The organism is Marinifaba aquimaris, from assembly GCF_013328345.1.
In the GTDB taxonomy this organism is placed as follows: Bacteria; Pseudomonadota; Gammaproteobacteria; order Enterobacterales; family Alteromonadaceae; genus Marinifaba; species Marinifaba aquimaris.
The window spans coordinates 1-3771 of sequence record NZ_JABULX010000059.1 but is presented as its reverse complement, the minus strand read 5'-3'; the positions used below and the strand labels follow the sequence as shown (position 1 = coordinate 3771).

Here is a 3771-nt window from a genome sequence, read left to right as displayed (position 1 = left end):
TCGGACTTACCCAAAAAAAGTGGACATCTCTTATAGTTAGATAAGAGGTGATTTATGACCAGTAAAAAGAAAAAACAAACCTACACAGAAGAGTTTCGTAAAGAGGCTGTTCGTCGTGCAGACCAACCCGGCAATACGAATGCAACAGTGGCCGCTGAGTTGGGTATCTCAGCCCAGCAAATTTATAACTGGCGTCGTCAATTTAACCGTTTAACCGACAAGCAATTTAGCTCGGTTAATGGTGTTCAATTTAAAACAAACGACTCTGCTGAAGTTAAAAAGCTCAAACAACAACTGGCTGACTTGCAAGAAGAGAATGATTTTCTAAAAAAGGCAGCTGCGTACTTTGCGAAAAACCAAGAGTAAAGTACGCCCTAATACAGCAGTTTGTGGGGCAATTTCGCATCACTATTATGTGTAAAGCGATGAAAGTCGCACGCTCTGGCTATTATCAGTGTATTCATCGTAAACCGAGTGATAAAGCCAAGCGTCACACTTTGCTACAACAGGCCATCGTGTCAATGTTTGAGCATTATAAGGCGAGATATGGCGCCCCAAGATTAACACGCGCTTTAAAATCCAATGATATACCTTGCTGTGTTAATACGGTGGCTGAGGTGATGAAGTCTCAAGGGCTGCGCGCTCGAAATGGTCGAGCCTTTCGCTATTCTCGTTTCAGTTATGCCAATTTGAATGTCGCAGATAATGTATTAAAACGCGAATTTAAAGCCTGTTTACCTAATACAAAATGGGTACCCGATATCACGTACATTCGGTTTAAAGGTCAATGGCTCTATTTGGCTACTGTCATGGATTTATTTTCACGTGCCATTGTCGGTTGGTCATTGGATACGAGTATGACCGAAGAACTGATAACCAAGGCACTGAAAATGGCAATTGAGCGAAGAGAGGTTAACGATGGCCTTATTATTCATTCAGACTGAGGCGTGCAATATCGTGCAGTTAAATACCAAGGCTTAATTCAATCTATTGGCGCAGTGGCCAGTATGAGTCGACGCAGTAATTGTTGGGATAATGCAGTGATGGAGTCGTTCTTTTCTCGCTTAAAGGTCGAACTGGTCTTTGCTGAAAAATATCAGTCGATTGAGCAAGCAAAAGCGAGTATCTTTGAGTACATTGAAATATTTTATAATCGCGTACGTCAACATTCTGCTTTGGGCTATTTAAGCCCAATGGAATATGAGCAACGATACGCTTAATATGATGTCCACTTTTGGTGGGTAAGACCAAGGCCATGTCATAGATCAGTGGGGGATTTAAAGTATAATGCACATTTTCATTATCCATGGAGTTAATTTTGTCTGATTTACAAAAAGGATTTTTCGATAAGCTCATTATTGAACCTACTAAAAATAACTTATCAATTGTACTATTCTGGCTTGGCCTGCTTTTTGTTTTTATTGGAGCTATCTTTGGTGGCTCAATTGATAGTTGGAAATACGTCCCATCAGGTACCGGTGAAGCAATATTAAAATCTGGCAGTGCGATTCTCGGCGCCGGTGTATTTGCTGTCATAATGAAATCTGCACAATTTACAGAGCTTTTTCAAAAACACATTTATGATGTTTTTTATTCCCCTCAAGAAGTTAAGGATGGAGTTCCATTAATCGAAAAGTGGAAAAGTATTACAAATGCATTATTAAAAAATGTCCTTCCTAGTACTCACCACCAAGCAGTGGAACGAATTGAAAAACAATTTTTTAATTCTGAGCTTGATTATCACTTTGAAGAACATACTGTTTCCTATGAAATATCCATCGATGAAAGTAACATTGCAACAGTTAAAAGCGTAACCAATTCAACTTTAATTATTTCACCTTTTACAAAAGATCCTACACTTAAACAATATATTGAAACCGAAGGTAAATTTACTTTTAAAGCTCTTCGTTTAAATGGTGCCTCATTTTATAAGCCTGAACTTTTTACGGTAGACCCTAAGAACCCAAACCGTCACTTGCTTGAAGTTCCATTGAGAGAACATGCCAATAAAAAGGCTAATACTGATGAACGTATTATAAGGCTAGAAAGAGTCGTAGAGTGGACTCAGGATCTAACAAATGACCCTTACATAAAAGGTGCTATAAAAAGATATATAAAAGGTGCTAAGATTCGAGTAAAAGTACCTGAATCTCATAAAGTTCATTTTGAACGCTTTGGGTTAGGTGAATTACCTGACGAGCACTATATTACGGATGATGGACATGGCTTTGAACGCTGGCAACTTGTTACTCCTGATAACTTGCTACTGCCAGGCCAAGGATATATACTAGTTTTAGTTCCTCAAAAAAGTGGAGAATAAATCATGAGCTACCAATCAACGGAAACTATTTAAGGTTTATTTATCAAATTCGAAAATCCCTTGTTGACCTTTGGTTTCAAGGGATTTTTTGTATCTGGCCTATAACAAACAAATCAACGCGGACTAATAAAGCTTGGCTTGGTTCGCTACGCTCACAATTATAGCCAAGCTTTATTAGCCTGTTATTTGGGCGTTAGCTTTCGGACTTACCCAAAAAAAGTGGACATCTCTTATAGTTAGATAAGAGGTGATTTATGACCAGTAAAAAGAAAAAACAAACCTACACAGAAGAGTTTCGTAAAGAGGCTGTTCGTCGTGCAGACCAACCCGGCAATACGAATGCAACAGTGGCCGCTGAGTTGGGTATCTCAGCCCAGCAAATTTATAACTGGCGTCGTCAATTTAACCGTTTAACCGACAAGCAATTTAGCTCGGTTAATGGTGTTCAATTTAAAACAAACGACTCTGCTGAAGTTAAAAAGCTCAAACAACAACTGGCTGACTTACAAGAAGAGAATGATTTTCTAAAAAAGGCAGCTGCGTACTTTGCGAAAAACCAAGAGTAAAGTACGCCCTAATACAGCAGTTTGTGGGGCAATTTCGCATCACTATTATGTGTAAAGCGATGAAAGTCTCACGCTCTGGCTATTATCAGTTTATTCATCGTAAACCGAGTGATAAAGCCAAGCGTCACACTTTGCTACAACAGGCAATCGTGTCAATGTTTGAGCATTATAAGGCGAGATATGGCGCCCCAAGATTAACACGCGCTTTAAAATCCAATGATATACCTTGCTGTGTTAATACGGTGGCTGAGGTGATAAAGTCTCAAGGGCTGCGCGCTCGAAATGGTCGAGCCTTTCGCTATTCTCGTTTCAGTTATGCCAATTTGAATGTCGCGGATAATGTATTAAAACGCGAATTTAAAGCCTGTTTACCTAATACAAAATGGGTATCCGATATCACGTACATTCGGTTTAAAGGTCAATGGCTCTATTTGGCTACTGTCATGGATTTATTTTCACGTGCCATTGTCGGTTGGTCATTGGATACGAGTATGACCGAAGAACTGATAACCAAGGCACTGAAAATGGCAATTGAGCGAAGAGAGGTTAACGATGGCCTTATTATTCATTCAGACCGAGGCGTGCAATATCGTGCAGTTAAATACCAAGGCTTAATTCAATCTATTGGCGCAGTGGCCAGTATGAGTCGACGCAGTAATTGTTGGGATAATGCAGTGATGGAGTCGTTCTTTTCTCGCTTAAAGGTCGAACTGGTCTTTGCTGAAAAATATCAGTCGATTGAGCAAGCAAAAGCGAGTATCTTTGAGTACATTGAAATATTTTATAATCGCGTACGTCAACATTCTGCTTTGGGCTATTTAAGCCCAATGGGATATGAGCAACGATACGCTTAATATGATGTCCACTTTTGGTGGGTAAGACCAG

At 39.6% G+C, this 3771-nt stretch carries 6 protein-coding genes; all 6 read left to right on the top strand.

Going from position 1 to position 3771, the window contains the following annotated elements:
- Positions 1-54 precede the first annotated feature (54 nt).
- A complete protein-coding gene (locus HR060_RS18955) occupies positions 55-366 on the top strand; it encodes a transposase (protein ID WP_217434979.1) in 312 nt (103 codons plus the stop codon).
- 11 nt (positions 367-377) lie between these two features.
- Complete coding sequence (locus HR060_RS18950; protein ID WP_343044280.1) at positions 378-944, top strand: IS3 family transposase; 567 nt, start codon at positions 378-380, stop codon at positions 942-944.
- A 3-nt stretch (positions 945-947) separates the two neighbouring features.
- Positions 948-1220 carry an IS3 family transposase gene (locus HR060_RS19560; RefSeq protein WP_174201840.1) on the top strand — a complete coding sequence of 91 codons (273 nt, stop codon included), beginning with the start codon at positions 948-950 and terminating at the stop codon, positions 1218-1220.
- A 98-nt stretch (positions 1221-1318) separates the two neighbouring features.
- Complete coding sequence (locus tag HR060_RS18940; protein ID WP_174201839.1) at positions 1319-2320, top strand: hypothetical protein; 1002 nt, start codon at positions 1319-1321, stop codon at positions 2318-2320.
- A gap of 254 nt (positions 2321-2574) precedes the next feature.
- Entirely contained in the window at positions 2575-2886 is a 312-nt protein-coding gene (locus HR060_RS18935; protein ID WP_217434979.1) for a transposase, read from the top strand.
- Positions 2887-2897: 11 nt separating this feature from the next.
- Positions 2898-3740: an IS3 family transposase gene (locus HR060_RS18930; RefSeq protein ID WP_343044279.1), complete on the top strand. Its 843-nt coding sequence runs from the start codon at positions 2898-2900 to the stop codon at positions 3738-3740.
- Positions 3741-3771: the final 31 nt, after the last annotated feature.

Excerpts from the sequence above, each read along its gene's own strand:
- HR060_RS18955 (WP_217434979.1), top strand. The coding sequence starts at position 55 with ATGACCAGTAAAAAGAAAAAACAAACCTACACAGAAGAGTTTCGTAAA.
- HR060_RS18935 (WP_217434979.1), top strand. The coding sequence starts at position 2,575 with ATGACCAGTAAAAAGAAAAAACAAACCTACACAGAAGAGTTTCGTAAA.